This is a genomic window from Paenibacillus alvei DSM 29 (genome assembly GCF_000293805.1).
Taxonomy (GTDB): Bacteria; Bacillota; Bacilli; order Paenibacillales; family Paenibacillaceae; genus Paenibacillus_B; species Paenibacillus_B alvei.
In genome coordinates this window covers 1-22,459 of the sequence record NZ_AMBZ01000008.1, presented here as the reverse complement: position 1 = coordinate 22,459, position 22,459 = coordinate 1, and the positions used below count along the sequence as shown (strand labels likewise).

The window sequence follows — 22,459 nt, the reverse complement described above, 5'->3', positions numbered from 1 at the left end:
GTTTTCGGTGTTTCAGAAAAACAGGGGGTTTTTCGACAGCCTGAAATGATACATGATTGTATCATTTCAGGTTGTCGAATTAAAGGAAGGGGTTATTGATATGGGCAATGGGATTAAACTATTTTGCATTCCTTTCTCAGGGGGATCCGCCGAAGTATATCGCAAATGGAGCAAATCGTTACCTAGTGATATACAATTATTCCCTGTGGAATTGCCGGGTCGCGGCAAGAGAATCTTTGAGCCACTTCTGGACGACATAGATACCATTGTTAAAGATATCACTGCTACGATAGCAAGCAATGTTGCTTCGAACGATGATTATGCGATATATGGACATAGTTTAGGTTCACTACTTGCGTTTGAAACGTATTACAAATTAATCGAGAACGGTGTTCATAAGCCGCAGCATATTTTTTTAGCGGACGTAATGCACCGCAAAATAAGCATAGCCGAACTTCAATTCATCGATTGCCAGACGAGCAATTTTTGCATGCGGTTATGAATTATGGGGGCAATACGCATGAAATAATTGAAAATCAAGAGTTGCTTGATTTATTCTTACCGATATTGCGCGCTGATTTTAAGATATCAGAAACATATTGTCACCAAGAGAAAACAGATAAGATCGCTTGTGATATTACAATCATTAATGGCCGCAATGACCACAGTGCTAGCAGGTATGACATGTCCGAGTGGAGCTATTATGCAGGTGGGGCAGCGACTTTTCATACGGTAGATGGTGGACACTTTTTTATTACAGAGAATTATGAACCTGTTGTAGATATTATCAAGCAAACATTGACAATATCGGATGAAATTCTAGAAAGGCAATGATAGATCGTTTTATTGTGAACTAATCTTTATTTACCTTAATTGGAAAAGAGGGTTTGAATCAATGAACAGTAATATTATTTGGGGTATAGGATTATTAGTGCTGAGTGTGTTTCTTAAGCCATTAATGGCGATTGCGGGGCTGAATGAAAGGTTGTTCGGATTGCACTTGCAAGGTGAAACTTTGTTTTCATTGAGTCCATTAGTAGTTCGGATTATTTTGGCAATCATTGGGATTATTATGCTGATCATCGGCGGTATGCAAGCTGCAAAGCAGAAGAATAAATAGTTGAAAGGATATAGAGCCATTATGAGAAAATTCGTTCCAAACAACAAGAAACATGAAGAAGATATGATATGGCTAGAAAAACAAGATCAACAAAAAGGGCTGTCTTATTGGTCAGATGTATTAGCAGGATATGAAGAAGTTGCCGAGATTAAATCGATATATACACCTCAAGAGAGTGATCAGCAAGTAGAGCGCTTGGCGTTTACATTATCTCCTGAAGATGCATTGCAGTTGGGGGAACTGATAGCTGCCCATCAATTGACGGTGAGTCATGTAATGGAAACGGCCTGGGGAGTTGTTTTACAAGCATATAGCGGTCTGAAAGATGTGGTGTTCGGGAAAGTAATGTCCAGGCGTCAAGCCGATGTGCGCGGAACAGAAGGCATCGGCGGTCTGTTTCTTAATACGATACCGGTGCGTGTAGCGAGTAAAGAAGACATGAGTATATTGGATCTGATCAAAGAAATGCAGCAGCAAGGGACTGAAAGTGAGCAATATGCCTATTGTTCGCTCGCTGAGATTCAAGCGCAAACGGAGCAGAAGCAGAACTTAATCCAAGTGCTCTATATGTTTGAAAACGATTATGTGGATGAGAACAAGCTAACAGATTTTATGTACGAAATGGAGTACGGCTTGGACCAAACCAAGTACAACTTGATGTTATGCGCATTCGAATATGAAGGGAAGATAGTATGTGAAATAATATACAATCCGAACGTGTATGCACGTGAGGAAATAGCGCAAATTGTTGTACGGCTAGAACATGTGGTACAAGTTATCGCAGCAAACCCTGAAGGGAAGTTATCTGAGCTTGAAACAATAACAGAGGAAGAACAAGCACAGATACTCGGTTCATTTAATGATACAGGCTTACCGTATGCAAAGGATAAAACGATTCCAGCATTATGGGAAGAGCAGGTTGCAAACACACCGGATGCAATCGCCCTCGTATATGAAGACAACCATGTGACGTATGACGCATTAAACAAAAAATCAACCAAGTGGCATGGGCGCTTCGCAGATTGCACATCGAACCTGATGACCGGGTAGTTATTGTAGCAGAGCGAAGTGTGGAGATGATTGCCGGGATGTATGGCATCATCAAGGCAGGCGCTGCATATGTGCCGGTCGATCCTACGTTTCCAGCAGAGCGAATCCAGTTCATCCTAGCTGACTGTAAACCAAAGGCAGTGCTTGTGTATAAAGCTGCGATTGAAACGGATCTGCCAACGATTAATCTTGCTGATGATAAGCTCTGGGAAGGGATGAGCGATAATCCCGAGCAAATCAATCACCCTAATGATTTGGCTTATATAATCTATACATCCGGGACTACGGGGCAACCGAAGGGCGTAATGTTAGAGCATTGCGGTGTTGTGTCCTTACGGCATCATCTTCTGAAGCAATATAACGTTACAAGTCAAGATAATGTGCTTCAATTTGCCAACTATGTCTTTGACGGTTCTGTATGGGAGATGACGTTATCCCTATTGTTAGGGGCGACGCTAACTTTGGTGTCAAAATCCATTATAGCGGATGTAACACGTTTTAATTCTTTTATGCAAGAAAGCAGGATTACGATAGCTGCACTGCCGCCACAATACTATCTTCAGACGGCGTTTACAGGAGTTAGATGGTTAATAACGGCTGGAGCCGCAACAAATGAGTCGGTTATTGAACAAACACGGAATAGTGACACCCGATATTGTAACGGTTATGGTCCTACGGAATGTACGGTACAGGCTACGTATTGGGAATATGATGGGATAAGCGACGTGCCAAGCAACATCCCGATTGGTAAACCGATTGCAAATAATCATGTATATATACTAGACGGGGACAAATTATGCGGGATTGGTGTGCCTGGGGAGTTGTGCGTGGCAGGCGTCGGCGTTGCAAGGGGCTACCTCAACAAGCCGGAACTGACCAGTAAAAAATTTGTAGCGAACCCCTTTGTACCAGGGGAGCGGATGTACCGGACGGGGGACTTAGCTAAATGGCTACCGGATGGGAATATTGCTTATTTGGGTCGTATTGACGATCAAGTGAAGATCAGGGGGTTCCGGATCGAGCCGGGAGAAGTGGAAAATGCGCTGCGGCAGTTAGAAGGGATCCAAGATGCGGCGGTCATCGTACGGGAAACCCATGACGGAGAGAAAGCGCTATCTGCCTACCTAGTTTCGAAAGATCGAGTTCAGTTGCAAGCAGTGAGGCAGGACTTAGAGGAAATACTACCGGCTTATATGATGCCAGCGTATATGATGCAGATTGATCAACTGCCGGTGACGCGCAACGGTAAGCTGGATAAACGGGCACTACCGGAGATCGTAGCGGTAAGCGAAAGGGAATACACCGCTCCGAAAAACGAACTTGAAGCGCAACTGTGCAGTATCCTTAGTGAGGTACTGGGCGTGGAGCGGGTCGGCACACAGGACAGCTTCTTTGAGCTGGGCGGAGACTCGATCAAAGCGATACGGATCGTTTCAAAGCTGAGAAGTGCAGGATATCAAATCGCGATCAAAGATATTTTGCAAAAGTATACCGTTGAGGCGATCAGTTATGCGGCACAAAAGTCTGTCTTAGAGGTTCAGTACGAGCAAGATGAAGTAAGTGGCCTCGTACCGCTGACACCGATCGTCAGAGAGTTTGCGTCCTGGAATCTTCCTATGCCACACCACTTTAATCAGGACATGCTGATGGAGATTGATCTAGACGATGAGAAAAAGCTTCGGGAAGTGCTTGATGCCCTTATAGCGCATCATGATATCCTGAGATCCGTCTACCGGGAAGGTCAGCTAGAGATTGTAAAGGTGAGTGACAGCAAAGCGTATGATCTAAAGGTGTATGACTTTAGCGAAGAACAAGCAGCAGCAGAACTCATGGAAGCGGCATGTACGGAACTGCACAGCAGTATCAACTTAGAAGAAGGGCCGCTGGTGAAGGCAGCGATGTTCCGGACGGGTGAAGGGAATCTATTGTTTCTAGGGATCCATCATATTGTGGTGGACGGCGTATCGTGGCGTATCCTGCAAGAAGATATTGGAACAGCCATCCAGCAAGTAAAAGAAGGGGCGCAAATCCGATTCCCGGCAAAGACGGCGTCGTATAAGGCATGGGCAGAAGCACTGGCAGAATATAAGGGCAGCCCTCTATTGCAAAAAGAACGGGCGTACTGGGAACAAGTAGCAACGCAGATGGAGTCCGGGAAACTTGGCATGGACGAACAGACGGGAGAAAGCGGGTATGGCAACTACACGATACATTTAAATGAAGAAGAAACCACACAGCTTATTCATCAGGCAGGTCGGGCATATAATACCGAAATCAGTGACTTGCTTATCAGCGCCTTGGGGATGACTGTGAAGAAATTGACAGGGGCTAGAGATGTAACGATAGGTATGGAAGGTCACGGAAGGGAACCGATTCATAAGCAGATCGATATCGATCGTACGGTCGGATGGTTTACAAGTGTGTATCCGGTGGTGGTATCGTGCCATGATGAGATAGCAAAAAGTATCATTACAACCAAAGAGATATTGCGAAAAATCCCGAACCGAGGTCTTGGGTATGGGCTATTGCAGGAAGAATTGTCGGTTCGTACGCTTGACGTTTTGTTTAACTATATGGGACAAATGGACGCTGAGGCAAAGGGGAAGAAATTACACTTTTTTAGTTCAGGTAAAGGCTTAGCGGATGAGAATAAAATGTTGTCGGAATTGTTTATAAACGGTTTGATAAGTGAAAGAAGATTAACATTTACTTTCCGTTACAATAGAGGTCTTTTTTCAAGCAATACGATACAAAGATTCGCTGAGATATATAAAGCGTGTACTCAGTCTATGATTGCACATTGTATGCAGCAAGAAGAATCGATTCGGACTCCGTCTGACTATTCTGCAATTTCGATTACGGATGAAGATTTGAGTGTCCTGCATCGACTTTATCCAGAGAAAAATGAAATACAGGATATATTTGATTTATTGCCGCTACAGGAAGGTATTTTGTATCATGACCTGAAAAGTAGTGGTTCTGAGTATTTAACCCAGTTTGTTTATCAAGTTAATCAACCTATAAATACTAATTTCATGCGCAGTGCGTTTCAATGTTTGCTTAAAAAGCATGATGTGTTGAGAACGGCGATGGTGTATGAAGGGTTAAAACATCCGAAACAGATCATTTTGTCACATCGCTCACTTGATTGGGAGGAAATTGATTTAACAGCATACGATGAGAAAGAGCAACTAGCTAGACTAAATGAACTGATAGAGATGGATGTCAAGCAGGGATTTGATCTGCAGCTTAATGCGCTATTTCGCATAAAAATTATTAAACTATCCACTAATTGCACGCAATTGATTTGGAGCTTTCATCATATTATTGCAGATGGATGGTGTACTGAATTATTATGTAACGATTTAAAAAATTACTATAACTTGCTTCAAGATGGTTATAGTATACACGATGTAGAACAAGTTATTGAACAAGAGAAGTGCCAGATTGCGACGTATGGTGATTATATTCAGTGGTTTCAGAATCAGGATGAGGAGCTTGCGCTTACGTATTGGTTCGAACGACTTCGTGATTATGACTTAACATACAAATACCGTCCGTATTTCGAGCCACCATATTCCAGCTCCAACTTGGCTCAAGTGAAAAAGAAGCTGGATGTTGAATTGACAAGCAGTTTGTTACTTTTAGCACAAGCGCATCAGATAACAATAAATACAATCACTGAAGCAGCTTGGGGAATCGTATTACAACAGATTAACTTTACAAATGATATCGTGTTCGGCAAAGTAATTTCGGGAAGGCATGCCGAAGTAAGAGGGATTGAAAGCATAGTAGGTCTTTTTATTAATACGATACCAGTAAGGGTAAGCGCAGACGAGAATACAACGATTGTAGCACTTTTGCAGGAATTACAAGATCAAGGTATTGAAAGTACGATGCACGCTCACTGTTCACTGGTTAAAATTCAAGAACAAACCGCCCAAAAATCAGATTTGATTTCATCGCTTTTTGTTTTTGAGAATCATTTGGCACAAGAACAGCAAAGTGAACATACAGATGGTTTGCAATTAGCGCTTGTTTCTTCGAGAGATGAAACAAATTATCCGCTTAATCTATTGGCTGCTGTAGAGGACGAGGCATTACGATTTACAGTTCTTTATAATCCAAACAAGCATGCTTTAGAAGAAGTAGAGATGATGCTCAGCATGTTAAACAATGTATTATGTGCATTTGCTGAGTATCCTGAGAAGAAGATTTTCGATGTTGAATTAATTCGCAAGGAAGATAAGGTACGAATACTAGGTGAATTCAACAATACGGCAAGCACATATCCGAAACATAAATCTATTCCAGACTTATTTGAAGAACAGGTTCAACTTACACCCGATCAAATTTGTGTGGTATGCGATAAGGAACAATTAAGCTATCAACAATTAGACAAGGCCGCGCAAGGTATTGCCACCGAATTGCGAAAAAGGGGGGTATCATCAGGTCAATTAATTGGTATCGTATGTGAGAAAAGCGTGCACATGATAGTAGGGCTCCTGGGGATACTCAAAGCAGGGTGTGGCTATGTACCAATTAATACGGATGAACCGGATAACCGCCTGCGCTTTATTTTGGAAGATTGCGGTTTGAATATCGTACTGTGCGGTGATGTAAAAGGGGATATGATTAATGTCCTTCAAGAGCACTGCGCCGTCATAGATCTAAATGGAAGTTATGCAGCTATGACAGAGCGTGCCTTAATATCGGCAGATGATATTGCATATGTCATGTATACATCCGGTACGACAGGATATCCGAAAGGTGTTTGTGTTACACATCAAAATGTCGTACGGCTTGTGAAGCAAACGAACTATGTTGATTTAAATGGGGCGCACATTTTGTTAACTGGTGCACTCTCCTTCGATGCGTCGACATTTGAAATATGGGGCGCACTTCTCAATGGCGGGAAATTGGTGTTAGCCGATACGCAGAGCATAACAGACGGGAACATGTTGGGAATGTTGATACACGAACACCAGATTACGATGATGTGGATGACTGCGCAGCTTTTCAATTATATGGTAGACACTAGATGCGAAGTTTTTCAACCATTACAGTATTTATTGGTTGGAGGAGAGAGGTTATCGGCGAAACATATCAAAGCAGTAAGGGAAAAGCATCCGAAACTTAGAGTGATTAATGGTTATGGTCCAACAGAAAATACGACCTTTTCTGTTACGTATGCAATAGAGACGGATTACTTCAATATCCCTATCGGGAAGCCAATCAGCAATAGTACAGCGTATATTTTGGATAGAAAAATGCAGCTATGTGGAATTGGTGTTCCAGGGGAACTTGTTGTAGGCGGCGACGGCGTAGCGAAAGGATATATGAACCAACCAAAACTTACTGTGGAAAAGTTTATTGAGAATCCGCTTATTCCTGATGAGCGGCTGTACCGTACCGGAGATATTGCGATGTGGTTGCCGGATGGGAATATTGCGTATATTGGACGCATTGATGACCAAGTGAAAATTCGAGGGTACAGGATTGAAGTGGGCGAGGTAGAGCATGCTCTTCGAAGATTAGAAGGTATCCAAGATGCGATCGTCATCGCCCGCGAACAAGATAGAAGTGAAAAGGAACTGTACGCATACCTGGTATCTAGCACTGAGATTCAGATGCATAAAGTGCGGAATTCCCTTGGGGAGACACTTCCTGCCTATATGGTGCCGCAGCATATGATACAGATTGAGAAAGTTCCTATGACACGAAACGGAAAGGTAGATAAGCGAGCGCTTTCTGAAATACAGATCGTGCATGAGCAGCAATACACGGCTGCGGCGACTGAATTGGAAGTCATACTTTGCAATATATTCGGTGATGTACTTTCTGTTGACCGTGTTGGTATTTATGATGATTTCTTTGCGTTAGGTGGTCACTCCTTACATGCTGTACGCGTTATCAATCAGATTGAAGCGATGATTGGAATACGTTTACCGATAACAACACTGTTTGAGAATCCGCATATTAAAGCGCTCAGTCAGCACCTTGAACGAATCAGTGCAGGAGATACTTCGCAGAATACGTTATATACAAAGGCTGTGTTTGAACCCATACCACATGCTATGCAGAAAGAAACATATCGGATGTCTTCAGCTCAAAAGCGTCTTTATGCGATTCAAGAGATGGATCAGCATAGTACGGCTTATAATATGACGTTATTGCGTCGAATGGATGCAGACCTTGATCGTGAACGACTTCAGCTAGCACTGAAGCAACTCATACAACGGCATGAAAGCTTACGAACAAGCTTTCATATGGAGAACGGAGAAGCAATACAGCGTATTCATGACCATGTGCCGTTTACGCTTCAGATTACTGAAGAAGATGATAATACAGGGTTTGTGCATGCATTTGATTTGTCTCAAGCGCCATTAATACGTGTTAAAGTAATTAATCAAAAAGAAGGTGGTTATCTCCTAGCCTTCGATATGCACCATATCATTTCTGATGGGACATCGATTAATATTCTAATGCAGGATTTGTCCAAGCTATATAATGGCGAACCCCTTGAGACAATGCCGATTCAATATAAAGATTATAGCGAATGGTTGCAGACTCAAGACATGACGGAACATGAGACGTATTGGTTGAACTCGTTGCAAGGTGAAATACCAGTACTGGATTTACCAACAGACTTTACACGTCCGCAAGTACAACAGAATACAGGGAAATCAGTCGTGAATCATGTAGAGTTACGGGAAGCTGTAACAGCATTGTGCCGGACATCGGGTGCAACCGAGTATATGATACTACTGAGCACATGGATGATTTTGTTGAGTAAATATAGCCGTCAGGATGATATCATCGTAGGTTGCCCTGTTAATGGACGTTTACATTATGATACAGAGCCAATAATCGGTATGTTCGTGAATACGATTGCATTACGTGGAAGACCATCGGGAAAGAAGAATTTCGTAGATTTCCTGTCGGAGATGAAAGAAGTATGTCTAAAAGGGATAGAGCATCAAGCATATCCGCTCGAAGATCTGGTTGATATTATGGGCTTGCATCGGGATATGTCCCGAAATCCGCTTTTTGATGTGTTGTTTGTGTTTCAGAATAATGAAGAAGCAGATTTCGATTTTTATGGCATTAACAGTATGAATGTTCATGATGAATATAGTTTACAGCACAGTTCGGCTAAATTTGATTTAACATTAGAAGTGACGCCAATGGCAAGTGGCTACCGCATTGAAGTACGCTATGCAACAAGCCTATACCAAGAAGAAAGCGTACGCCGAATGGTGAAACATTATGAAACGTTGTTGGCAGCAGTTACGCAATCCCCTAAGCTTGAAATATGTCAACTGCCAATGATGACGCAAGCAGAAAGGGAGCACATTTTAACCTCATTTAACGCTACGTCCTGTGTTTATGATGTGACGACACCAATTCATGAACAATTTGAGCAGATTGTACAGGCTATGCCGGAGAAAACGGCTCTACGCTTTCGAGATCAAGCTCTGACATACGCACAGTTAAATATGAGGGCAAATCAGCTTGCGAGAATACTGCTACTTCATGGTACGCGCCGCGGAGATTTTGTCGGTATTTTACTTGGTCGCAGTATGGAAATGATGGTTGGAATACTCGCAACGTTAAAGGTCGGCGCGGCTTATGTGCCAATAGATCCGACATATCCTTTGGAGCGGATTCAGTATATGGTGGAAGATAGCGGGTTATCGGCAGTATTGACTCAGAGGCAATACGATGACACGATCGAGCTACCTTCCAATGTAAGACGCATTCATGTGGATCAAGAATGGTGTGATGAATCTAGTCATAATCTGCATACGATTGTAGACGCAACCGATATCGCTTACATCATCTATACTTCAGGCTCTACAGGCAAACCAAAAGGGGTAATGGTGGAACATCGCTCGATTAGTAACTTGATTGCAGGTCTAGATCAGTTACAAAACTTGGATTCGACGAAGACAATGTTATGTGTATCGAATATTGCGTTCGACGGCACAGTCTATGAGTCACTATTTGCCTTGCTCAAAGGAATGCAGATTGTAATTGCTGATGAGGAAGCACAACACGATCCAAAGTTACTCTTGCAATTGATTGAGCAATATAACGTGAACATCATGAAGGGTACACCGACGCGGATGAAGATGCTTATGGATGAAGTTCGGGATGTTCATCCATTACATGGTTTGGAAGTAATCGTTGTCGGCGGAGAGCCATTAACGGATGATTTGGCCACTGCTTTGCTTGAAAAATGGGATATTCGTTTGTTCAATCTGTATGGTCCGACGGAAGCAACGGTAGACGCAACAGGGATTGAAATTCATTTACATGACAAAGTTACGATTGGAAAACCAATTGCCAATGTACAAGTATTTATATTAGATTCTTACGGATCTCCGCTTCCAATCGGTGTGGCAGGTGAGCTTTGTATCAGCGGACCTGGTGTTGCCAGGGGATATCTTAATCGGAGTGATCTTACCGCAGAGAAATTCGTTGACAACCCATATTTGCAAGGTGAGCGGATGTATTGCACGGGAGACCTTGCCCGCTGGTTACCAGACGGTAATATTGAATATATTGGCCGCATCGATGATCAAGTAAAGGTTAGAGGATACCGCATCGAACTGGGCGAGATTGAGCATGTCCTGCGAAAACAACCTGATGTGCTGAATGCTGTTGTGATGGTTAGAGAAGATGCGGCAGGGGATGATTATTTATGCGCTTATGTGGTGCCAAATGATCAAGTGACATTGGATACTGAAGCAATTAGAGAAGATATTCGTCAGGTTTTACCTGATTATATGATCCCAGCATACATCGTTCCACTGGTGCAGTTTCCTATTACGAGCAATGGGAAACTAGATCGCCGCAGCCTGCCTGAGCCAGATCGCAAGGGGAGGGGCAATAAGTATGTTGCTCCGAGAGATCAAACTGAATCGGTGCTTGTGAATATTTTCCGAGAGGTACTCGGTGTTGAACGTATTAGTATAAAAGATAGTTTCTTCGAACTTGGCGGAGACTCCATAAAAGCTATCCGGATTGTATCGAAGATGAGAAGCGCGGGTTATCTTATTTCGGTGCCGGATATTTTAAGTCAATACACAGTTGAAAAGATTGCATACAAAGTAGGCAGGGAATCAGAGATCCAGTACGATCAGGGTGAAGTTACGGGTCAGGTCATGAATACACCGATCATACATGATTTTTGTGCAAGAAATTACTCTAATCCTAACTATCATAATCAAGATGCTCTTTTGACGGTTAGAACGGATAACGAAACGCACATTCATGAAGCATTGCAAGCTGTTGCTGTTCACCATGATATATTACGGGCAATTTACCGGGATGGTAGTCTGACAATTTTAAGTAGTACGGATAGTAAACTTTATGAGTTACAAGTGTTTGAGGTTCATGCGGATCTTAACGGTTCGGCGTGGTTTGAAAGCGCTTCCACTGGAATTCATCAAAGCATGGATATTAACAAAGGCCCTTTGATGAAGGCGGCACTCTTTAAAACCCAGTCTGCCAATTATCTTTTCTTGTGTATTCATCATCTTGTCATTGACGCAGTATCATGGCAAATTTTGCTTGAAGACTTAGAGACTGCTCTCCAGCAGCTTCAAGACGGAAAGGAAATAAAGTTACCATCAAAAACACTTGCTTTTAAAGACTGGGCGGAATCATTAGAAGAATATAAAAGCACAAACGAGATTACTACCCAAGCGAATTATTGGAATACAATCATCGCAGCCATGCAGGAAGAGAAACTGCTTATAGACGACGATCCGCATGATCATGGGTATGAGGACGTGACAATAACGTTCCGTAAGGATGAGACAGAACAGCTTATAAGGCAAGCGGGAAAAGCGTTTGGTACCGAAATCAATGATTTGCTTATAAGTGCAATCGGTGTTGCAACTCATGCGCTGACGAAACAATCAAAAGTGTCGGTTTGTCTGGAAGGACATGGAAGAGAAGCGATACACAAGAAAGTGGATATCGATCGTACTATAGGATGGTTTACGGTAAAGTTCCCAATTCGTGTTTCGTGTCATGATGATTTACGGAAGAGTATTATTGATACAAAAGAAATGTTAAGGAAAGTACCTTTACGTGGGTTGGGATTTGGCTTATTACAAGGTGATTATTTGGCGATTGAGTCCGATATTTACTTCAATTATTTAGGGCAGTTGGATACAGAGTCGAATGTTACCCTGTTTACGAACAACAAGAGTATAGCGAATTCGAATGGTACCGAAGGCGCAATTGATATGAACGGGTATATTGTACAGAATATGCTACATTTTATAATCCGCTATGACCGCAGTAAATATAATAGGAACACCGTAGAGCGTTTTGCAGCATTATATAAGGAAAAACTTAGCGATATTATTAGATATTGCTGTGTACAAGACAAACCGGTGAAGACGGCTTCTGATTATTCCTGTGATGACTTGACGAGTGATGAATTAGGACTGATTCAGGAGTTCATTGCTGATAAAGAGGATATTGATGATATTTATACGCTAACTCCGATGCAGGAAGGAATCTTATACCATTATTTACTGAATCGGCAATCAACCAGCTATGTTACACAAATGGTGTATCACTATAACGGTAATCAAAGTGAACAAACGTTTGAGGTAGCGCTGAAACTGCTAACGAAACGACATGATGTACTGCGAACTGCAATTGTATATGACCATGGCGCTAAATCTAGACAACTTCTTTTGCGAAGTCGTGAAATCGAATATGCAGTTGTGGACTGGTCGGACAAGGATCGTGCAGAACAAGCTTCTCATATTTCTACATGGATTGATTCTGACCTGAAGCGGGGTTTTGATCTACAGCAAGAAGCATTGTTACGGGTTACCAATATCATGTTAAGTAGAACAGAAGGGAAATTAATTTGGAGTTCTCACCACATCATCTCGGATGGATGGTCAGACAACGTTATATTTAATGACTTTATACAAATATGCGAAAAGCTACAACAAGGCTTGTCTGTTGTGGAGCTTGAGCAAGGGTTAGAGGAAGAGAAGGAAAAGAGCTTACATTTCAAGGATTTCGTTAACTGGTTGGAAAAACAAGATGAAGAAAGGAGCTTGCTATACTGGAGAGAGCTCCTACTAGACTATGAAGAGTCTGCTGACATTAAGCCGCTCCGTCAACCTGAAGAAACATCTAGCGAGATGAAGCGAATTAATCATAAACTTCCTGTTGATGTAACAAGACAACTTCTTAATACGGCTGCAACGTACAATATTACGCTGAATACGATGATAGAGACGGCTTTAGGTATCGTATTACAGGAATTGTGCGGCATAAAGGATGTTGTCTTTGGCAAGGTGGTCTCCGGAAGAAATGCTGATGTAAGAGGGATAGAGCATATTGCCGGAATATTTGTTAACACCATTCCAATTCGTATTTGTTGTGATGATGGAATGCACATATGCGATATTTGGAGAAAAACGCAAGAACAAGCGATACTAAGTGATCAGCATGGACATTGTTCTTTTGCCAAAGTACAACGACTGACCAAACAGAACACCGATTTAGTTAAAGTTTTGTTTACATTCGATAACGATGATACATGGGATGAAGTGCGACAAAGTGAGACTTCAGCTTTTCAGTTTACCGTAGAGGGTGGACGGGAGCAAACCAATTATACGACTACGTTTAAAGCGTATCTTGATACCAGTCAGCTACATGTCGATGTATTGTATGATCCTAGAAAGCTGGCAGCAGAAGACGTTGTCAATATTATGTCAAAGATACAAAGTGTATTATTGTCATGTGCAGCAAACCCAGAAATGAAGGTATCTGAACTCGAGACGATAACAGAGGAAGAAAAAGAGCAGATACTAGGTGCGTTTCAAACGAAGCCAACCCAATATCCGCACGAGGAATCGATCAAAAGCTTATTTGAGGCGCAGGTGAAGAAAACACCGGATCGGATAGCGGTATCTTGCGGGACGGAGCAACTGACGTATGCGGAATTGAATGCGAAGGCGAACATCGTTGCCAATCGGCTGCTTGCTACTAAAGCCGAGAACGAAACAGGCAAAGGCGAAACGATGGTAGCGTTGCTGTTAGAACGCAATATCGATATGGTCATCGGGATACTCGGAGTAGTGAAGGCCGGATATGTCTATGTGCCAATCGATCCAGAGGCGCCGCAAGACCGTATCCAGTATACGCTGTCGGATAGTGGTGCAAGCTTGCTTCTTGTCAATCAAGGAAAAGAACATACAGTTTCATTTCAGCAAGGAGGAATATATGCGATAGAGCATCTGTATGCGAATATACCAGGTATATCGGATGTACCAAACAGAACAGAGCTGGAAGCCAATCCGGATGTATCCATCGCACCGCAAGATGCTCTATATATCATATATACGTCAGGCACGACCGGTGAACCAAAGGGAACGATAATCGAACATGAATGTGTCGTCCGGTTGATGAAAAACGATGACATGCCGTTTGATTTCCATGAAGAGGATGTATGGAGCCTGTTTGCAGCCTACAACTTTGACGTATCGGTATGGGAAATGTATGGAGCGTTATTATACGGAGGTCACCTTGTCGTCATACCTAACGACGCCAAAAAGGACAGCTACGCCTTTTTAGATATACTACGTGAAAAAAGGGTGACGGTACTAAACCAAGTGCCATCCTCTTTTTATAATCTGATGCAAGTTGAGCTAGCAGAAGCAGGGGAGAGACTGTGCGTCAAACATCTAATCTTTGCCGGAGAGGCGCTGCAGGTAGGGAAATTAAAGGCATGGCATGCGAAGTATCCGGAGATGAACATCGTGAATATGTACGGGATAACAGAGACGACTGTCCATGTCACGTATAAAGCGATCACAGCAGAAGATATTGAGCTAGATGTAAACGACGTCGGAAAGGCGCTCCCTACACTGAAGATCTATATGCTAGATGGGGACAAGCTATGCGGGATTGGTGTGCCCGGGGAATTGTGCGTGGCAGGCGTTGGCGTCGCAAGAGGCTACCTCAACAAGCCGGAACTAACGAATAAAAAATTCGTAGCGAACCCTTTTGTACCAGGGGAGCGGATGTACCGGTCGGGGGACTTAGCCAAATGGTTGCCGGACGGGAACATAGCCTATTTAGGCCGTATTGATGACCAAGTGAAGATCAGGGGGTTCCGGATCGAGCTGGGAGAAGTGGAAAATGCGCTGCGGCAGTTGGAAGGAATCCAAGATGCGGCGGTCATCGTGCGGGAAACCCATGACGGAGAGAAAGCGCTGTTTGCCTACCTCATATCGAAAGATCAAGTTCAGCTGCAAGCGGTGAGACAGGACTTGGCGGAAGTGCTGCCGGCTTATATGGTGCCCGCATATATGATGCAGATTGATCAACTGCCGGTAACGCGCAACGGCAAGCTGGATAAACGGGCGCTGCCGGAGATCGTGGCAGTAAGCGAGAAGGAATACACGGCTCCGAAAAACGAACTTGAAGCGCAACTATGTCATATCTTTAGTGAAGTACTGGGCGTAGAGCGAGTCGGCACGCAGGACAGCTTCTTTGAGCTGGGCGGGGACTCGATCAAAGCGATACGGATCGTGTCGAAGCTAAGAAGTGCAGGATATCAAATCGCGATCAAAGATATTATGCAAAAGTATACCGTTGAGGCGATTAGCTATGCGGCACAAAAGTCCTCCCTAGAGGAACAGTACGAGCAAGATGAAGTAAGTGGCCTCGTACCGCTGACGCCGATCGTCAGCGAGTTTGCGTCTTGGAATCTTCCTAAGCCACACCACTTCAATCAGGACATGCTGATGGAGATTGATCTGGAAGATGAGAAGCAGCTTCGGGAAGTGCTGGATGCCCTTATAGCGCATCATGATATGTTGCGGTCTATCTACCGGGAAGGTCAGCTAGAGATTATAAAGGGGAGTGCCGGCAAAGCGTATGAGCTAAAGGTGTATGACTTTAGCGAAGAACCAGCAGCAGCAGCACTCATGGAAGCAGCATGTACGGAACTGCACAGCAGTATCAACTTAGAAGAAGGGCCGCTGGTGAAGGCAGCGATGTTCCGGACGGGTGAAGGGAACCTGCTGTTTGTAGGGATCCATCATCTTGTGGTGGACGGCGTATCGTGGCGTATTCTGCAAGAAGATATCGGAACAGCTATCCAGCAAGTAAAAGAAGGAACCAAGATCCGATTCCCGGCAAAGACAGCGTCATATAAGGCATGGGCGGAGGCGTTGGCAGAATATAAGGACAGCCACCTCTTGCAGAAAGAACGGGCGTACTGGGAACAAGTAGCAGCGCAGATGTCGGCAGGCGAACTCTGGATGGACGAACAGACAGGAGAAAGCGGTTATGGCAGTTGCACGATACATTTAAATAAGGAAGAAACCGCACAGCTTATCCACCAGGCAAGTCGGGCATATAATACCGAGATCAATGACTTGCTTATTAGCGCCCTGGGAATGACCGTGAAGAAACTGACAGGGGCAAGAGATGTAACGATAGGTATGGAAGGACACGGAAGAGAACCGATTCATAAGCGGATCGATATCGACCGGACGGTCGGATGGTTTACAAGTATATATCCGGTGGTGGTCCCGTGTCATGAGGATATAGCAGAAAGTATCATTACAACCAAAGAGATGCTGCGTCAAATCCCGAACCGAGGCCTTGGATATGGTCTATTACAGGATGAATTGCCGGTCCGGCCGCTTGAAGTCATGTTTAACTACATGGGGCAAATGGACGCTGAGGCGAAGGGGAGAAAACTACACTTTTTTAGTTCGGGTAAGGGATCAGCGGATGAAAATATTGTATACCGTAAAGTCAATATTAACGGAAGCTTGCTAAAAGAACAGTTGCATTTCAGTATTGTCTATGACAAGAGCAAGTTGTCTGCTGAGAAGATACAACTATTTATTGAAACATTCCATGATTGTTTAATGGCTACGATTCAATTTTGTGCATCACAGGAGGAGGTTGCCATCACGATCTCGGATACGGATGCCACTGATTTGGTTGTGGACGATCTCCAAGTGATAAATGAGCTATTCGATCTAGAATAAATCTACTATAAGGTGGAGGAGCAGACATGAGCTCGAAAATGGTTTTAGGTTCTAAAATTGAGAATATTTATTCTCTTACCCCAGTACAAGAAGGAATGCTGTTTCATAAGCTGATGAATGGTGATTCTACCGCTTATGTCGTTCAGCATCGTTTTGAACTGAACGGTCTGATTAATGAACAAAAGGTAAAAGAGGCAATACAACTTGTAACGATGAAGCATGACGTTTTAAGAACTTCCATCGTATTTGAGAAATTGACTGTGCCGAGACAAATTATACTCAAGAACCGGGCAATAGAATATGAACGGATAGATTTATCGGATATTGCGGCATATGAACGAAACAATAAAATGGATATGATTGCGCAACTTGATGTGGAGCGCGGGTTTGATCTACAACGCGATTCTTTATTAAGAGTCAAGCTCGTTCATTTTGGAGCAAACCAATATAAGATGTTATGGACTTTTCATCACATCATTATTGATGGTTGGAGCTTATCTATTTTGTTCAGTGATTTCAAAACGTATTATGACATGCTTGAACATGGAAAGAGCTTGCAATCTATCATGTCGATAGTGGAAACTGACAAGAAGAGAATCGAAAAATATGGAGATTATGTAAAGTGGCTGGAGCAGCAAAATGCTAATGAAGGCATTGCGTATTGGGAAGAATTATTATCTGACTATGATGGAGCAGCGGACATAAAGTCAACGGAGCAAACGCCATTAGCGGTGGAAACCGTTTCTTTGAGTGAAATGAAATTATCTAAAGAACAGACGGCAAGTTTGCAAAATCTCGCTGCCACCCATCATATTACGATGAATACGATTGTGGAAACAGCCTGGGGAATTGTACTGCAATTGTATACAGGTGCCAAAGATGTTGTTTATGGCAAGGTAATTTCAGGCAGGCATGTTCCAATTAGAGGAATTGAAAAGATTGTGGGTCCATTTATCGTGACGATTCCCGCAAGAATCAGGTATAAAGAAGATGATATAGTTTTAGAAGTTTTGCACAGCACGCAGCTACAAGGAACGAAAAGTACAGCTTATTCTTATTGTCCCTTACAGCAGATTATGAGTTTAACGAAGCAAAAATCAGAGTTGATCAAGTATTTATATGCCTTTGAAAATTATGAGCTTGATGAGACTTTATTGACACAGCACAGTGAGGGACTTGGGTTAAATATAGAAACTTATCGGGAGCAAACGAATTATGATTTAGTCTTAATCGCAAATTATGAACACGGGTATTTGCGTTTTCAGATGCAGTATGCGTCAAATCGCTATGGATCAAAGGAAATAGAAGCAATGTTATTGCGCTTACAAGTTGTCTTACTCTCTTTCGTCAACACCCCAGAAATGAAGTTGTCTGAACTTGAGACCATAACAGAGGAAGAGAAAGAACAGATACTAGGTGCATTTAATGATACGAGCTTACCGTATGCAAAGGATAAAACGATTCCAGCATTATGGGAAGAGCAGGTTGCTCACACCCCGGATGCCATCGCCGTTGTATATGAAGATAACGATGTGACGTATGATGCATTAAACCAAAAAATCAACCAAGTGGCATGGGCGCTTCGCAGACTGCACATTAAACCGGATGACCGCGTGGTAATCGTAGCAGAGCGAAGTGTGGAGATGATTGCCGGGATGTATGGCATCATCAAGGCAGGTGGCGCGTATGTGCCAGTCGATCCTACCCTCCCAGCAGAGCGTATGCAGTTTATCCTAAATGACTGCAAACCAAAGGCAGTGCTTGTGTATAAAGCTACGATTGAAACGGATCTGCCGACGATTAATCTGGCGGACGATAAGCTCTGGGAAGGGCAAAGCGACAATCCGGAGCAAGTCAATCGTCCCGATGATTTGGCTTATATTATCTATACCTCCGGAACGACGGGGCAGCCTAAAGGGGTAATGTTAGCGCACAGCGGCGTAGTTGCGATGCGGAGTTACCTGCAGGAGAAGTATGAAGTGACGCAGCAAGATAACGTGCTTCAGTTTGCCAACTATATATTTGACGCCTCCGTATGGGAGATGACACTGTCGCTTTTGCTGGGTGCAAAGCTGACCCTTGTGTCCCAAGCGGTTCTATCGGATGTGAGCAGCTTTAACGCTTTTATCAAGAAAAACGGAATCACGTTGACGTTGCTGCCGCCGCAATACTATCTGCAGACGGATATAAGCGGACTGCGGGTACTGACGACTGGGGGATCGGCAGCAAACGCGGAGATGATCGAAAAGGCAGGAAGCGGTACACGATATATCAATGCCTATGGCCCGACGGAAAGCACAGTATTGGCAACGGGATGGGAATACGATGGAGAGAGTGAAATTCCCAATCCTGTACCGATTGGGAAACCAACGAGCAATACGCAAATCTATATTATGGATGGCATGAAGCTATGCGGGATAGGTGTACCTGGGGAGTTATGTATTGCAGGCAGCGGTGTGGCAAAAGGGTACTTGAACCTTCCGGCACTAACCGCAGAGAAGTTTATTGAGAATCCATACGGGGAAGGAAAACTGTACCGGTCGGGAGACTTAGCCAAATGGTTGCCGGACGGGAACATAGCCTATTTGGGCCGTATTGATGACCAAGTGAAGATCAGGGGGTTCCGGATCGAGCCGGGAGAAGTGGAAAATGCGCTGCGGCAACTGGAAGGAATCCAAGATGCGGCGGTCATCGTGCGGGAAACCCATGACGGAGAGAAAGCGCTGTTTGCCTACCTCATATCGAAAGATCAAGTCCAACTGCAAGCGGTGAGACGGGACTTGGAGGAAGTGCTGCCGGCCTATATGGTGCCCGCATATATGATGCAGATTGATCAACTGCCGGTGACGCGAAACGGCAAGCTGGATAAACGGGCGCTGCCGGAGATCGTGGCAGTAAGCGAGAAGGAATACACGGCTCCGAAAAACGAACTTGAAGCGCAACTATGTCATATCTTTAGTGAAGTACTGGGCGTAGAGCGAGTCGGCACGCAGGACAGCTTCTTTGAGCTGGGCGGGGACTCAATCAAAGCGATACGGATCGTGTCGAAGCTAAGAAGTGCAGGATATCAAATCGCGATCAAAGATATTATGCAAAAGTATACCGTTGAGGCGATTAGCTATGCGGCACAAAAGTCTGCCCTAGAGGAACAGTATGAGCAAGCTGAAGTAAGTGGCCTCGTACCGCTGACGCCGATCGTCAGAGAGTTTGCGTCCTGGAATCTTCCTAAGCCACACCACTTCAATCAGGACATGCTGATGGAGATTGATCTGGAAGATGAGAAGCAGCTTCGGGAAGTGCTGGATGCTCTTATAGCGCATCATGACATCCTGAGATCCGTCTACCGGGAAGGTCAGCTAGAGATTGTAAAGGGGAGTGCCGGCAAAGCGTATGAGCTAAAGGTGTATGACTTTAGCGAAGAACAAGCAGCAGCACTCATGGAAGCGGCATGTACGGAACTGCACAGCAGTATCAACTTAGAAGAAGGGCCGTTGGTGAAGGCAGCGATGTTCCGGACGGGTGAAGGGAACCTGCTGTTTGTAGGGATCCATCATCTTGTGGTGGACGGCGTATCGTGGCGTATCCTGCAAGAAGATATCGGAACAGCTATCCAGCAAGTAAAAGAAGGAACCAAGATCCGATTCCCGGCAAAGACAGCGTCATATAAGGCATGGGCGGAGGCGTTAGCAAAATATAAGGACAGCCACCTCTTGCAGAAAGAACGGGCGTACTGGGAACAAGTAGCCACGCAGATGGAGTCCGGGGAACTTGGAATGGACGAACAGACAGGAGAAAGCGGTTATGACAGTTGCACGATACATTTAAATGAAAAAGAAACCGAGCAGCTGATCCACCAGGCAGGTCGGGCCTATCATACCGAGATCAATGACTTGCTTATTAGCGCCCTGGGAATGGCTGTGAAGCAACTAACAGGGGCAAGAGATGTAACGATAGGCATGGAAGGACACGGAAGGGAACCGATTCATAAGCGGATCGATATTGACCGGACGGTCGGATGGTTTACAAGTATATATCCAGTCGTGGTTCCGTGTCATGAGGATATAGCAGAAAGTATCATTACAACCAAAGAGACGCTGCGTCAAATCCCGAACCGAGGCCTTGGATACGGTCTATTACAGGATGAATTGCCAGTCCGGCCGCTTGAAGTCATGTTTAACTACATGGGGCAAATGGACGCTGAAGCGAAGGGTAAAAAACTACACTTCTTTAGTTCGGGCAAGGGATCAGCCGCTGAAAATACCGTCTTTCGCAAGATGATCGTCAACGGGGGCATCATGGATGGAAAGCTGCAGCTGACGATCGGGTACAACTGCTCCTATCTATCCCGTAAGAGGATGCAATCCTTTAGTGAACGATACTTGGCAGCGTTGCTTGATATAAAAGACCACTGTATCGCGATAAAAGAAACGGTTCAGACACCGTCTGACTACCCGGCAGCGCATTTAACCCGAACGGATTTATCGGTCATTCAACAAGCAGTCGGTGGTGCATCTCAGGTCGAGCGAATATACGGACTCACTTCCCTGCAAAAAGGGATGCTATATCATAGCATCGCCGAACCTGAATCGACAGCCTATCGAAATCAGAATATTTTTATAGGGCAAGGCTATGCCGATGAGTACATGGTGAAGCAGGCACTCAAACTTCTTGCGATACGGCACGAAGTGCTGCGTACGGCGATTATTCATAAAGATATATCGAGGCCCAAACAAGTCGTGATCCGAGAGAGGGAAGTGGAATACGAAAGAACGGACCTCACGGGAGTAAAAGCAACAGTGCAGGCAGAAATGGTGGAAGCAATCGCACACGATCAAATCCAGCGAGGCTTTGACCTTGCACAAGACTCGTTATTGCGTGTACACCACGTCGTCCTGTCAAAAGACTGTTATCAATTGATCTGGAATTTCCATCACATTATTATGGATGGTTGGTGTCTATCGGCGGTATACGGGGAGTTCAATCGACTCTATCAAGCGCTGCAACAAGGGGCTTTGCCAGCTGATCTAAAGAAGCAGGTAATCAAGGACAAGCAGGATCGGGCCTCCTACGAAGATTATATCGTATGGCTGGAAAAACAGGATCAAGAAAAAGGGATGTCTTACTGGTCAGACGTATTAGCAGGGTATGAACAAGTCGCGGAGATTAAACCCGTGTATACACCGCAAGCGAGCGAACAGCAAGTGGAGCGCCTAGCGATTACCTTAACACCTAA

At 44.2% G+C, this 22,459-nt stretch carries 4 protein-coding genes and 1 pseudogene; all 5 read left to right on the top strand.

The window, feature by feature from the left end; translation table 11 throughout:
* Positions 1 to 52: 52 nt before the first annotated feature.
* Positions 53 to 834 (top strand): annotated as a pseudogene (locus PAV_RS37745) (thioesterase II family protein).
* 61 nt (positions 835 to 895) lie between these two features.
* Positions 896 to 1,120: a hypothetical protein gene (locus PAV_RS23020; RefSeq protein WP_005550230.1), complete on the top strand. Its 225-nt coding sequence runs from the start codon at positions 896 to 898 to the stop codon at positions 1,118 to 1,120.
* Positions 1,121 to 1,141: 21 nt separating this feature from the next.
* The gene (locus PAV_RS23015; protein WP_005550229.1) at positions 1,142 to 2,170 is read left to right on the top strand and encodes a condensation domain-containing protein; all 1,029 of its coding nucleotides are present in this window, start codon (positions 1,142 to 1,144) and stop codon (positions 2,168 to 2,170) included.
* Positions 2,143 to 17,226 carry a non-ribosomal peptide synthetase gene (locus PAV_RS23010; RefSeq protein ID WP_157267210.1) on the top strand — a complete coding sequence of 5,028 codons (15,084 nt, stop codon included), beginning with the start codon at positions 2,143 to 2,145 and terminating at the stop codon, positions 17,224 to 17,226. The genes PAV_RS23015 and PAV_RS23010 overlap by 28 nt, the downstream gene beginning before the upstream one ends.
* A 26-nt stretch (positions 17,227 to 17,252) precedes the next feature.
* Positions 17,253 to 22,459: non-ribosomal peptide synthetase (locus PAV_RS23005; RefSeq protein ID WP_040736627.1), on the top strand; the 5,207-nt coding region annotated here is incomplete at its 3' end.